Source organism: Vibrio sp. 1874 (assembly GCF_033344395.1).
GTDB classification, from domain to species: domain Bacteria; phylum Pseudomonadota; class Gammaproteobacteria; order Enterobacterales; family Vibrionaceae; genus Vibrio; species Vibrio alginolyticus.
The window spans coordinates 1-1,257 of record NZ_JAWPOR010000106.1; the positions used below are offsets into that span (position 1 = coordinate 1).

Annotated in this window: 1 protein-coding gene; it reads right to left on the reverse strand. The window is 42.6% G+C overall.

The features are described 5' to 3' along the window. Positions 1-44: 44 nt before the first annotated feature. Positions 45-1,184, reverse strand: coding sequence for a membrane-bound lytic murein transglycosylase MltC (gene mltC, locus R8N46_RS24880; protein ID WP_005490305.1), 1,140 nt, complete (start codon positions 1,182-1,184; stop codon positions 45-47). Positions 1,185-1,257: the final 73 nt, after the last annotated feature.

Consider the following 1,257-nt stretch of genomic DNA (forward strand, 5'->3'; position numbering starts at 1 on the left):
ATTTCAAAAAAGTGGTTGTTCGAACGCTTTTTATTCAACTGTCATTACAAAGTGTGCTCAGAGTTAAATTCCTTTTTGAAATTTGTAACTTTTTCTAGGTAACGACGCGCTTCAGCGTTCGGATGTTTCTTAGTTAGCGCCCAATAAACTTGGTTGGGTTGCAAAGAATTGAGATCTCGCATCGCACGTTTTCGGTCACTGCGATTAAATGTGTTTAAAACACCACCAGTTCCACCGTTGTAAGCGGAAATCATACTGTACTCTAACGAAGTTGGATGCTGAACTTCGCGTAAATAACGGTTTTTGAGGATGTAGAAGTAGGCGGTTCCTGTGTCAATATTGTTTTCTGGGTTGAACAAATACTCTGGGCTAGGTTGTCCTGATTTGTTCTTTACGAGCTTAAATACATCACGACCAGCGGTTTTGGGCACTACTTGCATCAATCCATAAGCATTGGCCCAACTTACTGCGTAAGGGTTAAAACTGCTCTCGGTTTTGATGATGGCGTAAATCAGATCTTCAGGAATGTCGTATTTTTTTGACGCGCGACGCACGATATCCGCGTATTGGTAACTACGCTGAGAGAAGTGATCCTCTACCATTGGAATCTCAACGTAATACGCTTTTTTAAAGTCTACATCTTTGGTTTTGATGTTATTGGCAATCAGATAGTCAGCGAAGCGATTCGCGCGCCATGACCATTGAATGGGCTTTTTATCTTGATCGAGCACCTGTTTGTACAAAAAGGGTTGGCCTTCGAGTTTGATCTCTTTCGATGAGAACAAGTCGACGTTTGCTGGATCATCTGGCGTTAGCAATGTGGTGATGATCGCGTTCTTCAAGTGTTTTTGTGGTTCGGTCGGAGAAACGGTCTCGATAGTGATAAGACCTTTCTGGAAATCCACTTCTGCCCGACTTAAATAATTGTCGATGTACTTAACGTAGTTACTTTTACCTGCGAACTTCACTTCACGTTGTCCCCAACGCTTTTTGATATTGCCTGAGAAGCTATTGATCAACGCATCGAGTGCGGCGGTATCTTTCTCAAACTGACCTGGTAGCTCTGCTAGGTTGTTTGCAAAGCGGTTGGTTGGCTCGTAGTTCACGTCATAAATTTTTTCGACGAATTCGCGGCTACAGCCTGCCAATAAGAGAGCGGTGGCAATAAAAGCAATTTTCTTCATAAGTTTTTAGGTAATGAGGACAAGACGCTGGAGGAAAATGACATCACAGTTTAGGTTGTGATGTCATTGCTTT